Origin of the sequence: Isoptericola croceus, assembly GCF_029382255.1 — a bacterium.
GTDB lineage: Bacteria > Actinomycetota > Actinomycetes > Actinomycetales > Cellulomonadaceae > Isoptericola > Isoptericola croceus.
Map to the genome: position 1 here is coordinate 1 of NZ_JARLLG010000158.1, position 279 is coordinate 279.

At 54.5% G+C, this 279-nt stretch carries 1 protein-coding gene; it reads left to right on the forward strand.

Annotated features, from left to right (window positions below; all coding sequences use genetic code 11):
* Positions 1-201 (forward strand): hypothetical protein (locus PZC42_RS21055; protein WP_277214063.1); only part of this gene is annotated, 201 nt, incomplete at its 5' end.
* Positions 202-279 lie beyond the last annotated feature (78 nt).

The window sequence follows — 279 nt, forward strand, 5'->3', positions numbered from 1 at the left end:
AGGCTGAGGAGCGCTCGGAGAGTCCCCGGGACCTTCAAAGGCCTGGAGTCCGTTCAAACACTTGGCCAAAAGGCCGGAAAGGTCATGGAAATAATCGTCTGGGCGCAACTCGGGATCCACCGGTTCGGTGGGATGAAGTTGCTTCTGGAGGAGAACCTGCTCGAAGCTGTACATAGGACCAAAGATCCGGTGGCTGAATAAAACGCTGATGAAGCCTGTTAAGGCAAGAGCAGCCAACAGTGCCCACCAGTACTCTAGACAGTAAGCGAGCATCGCATT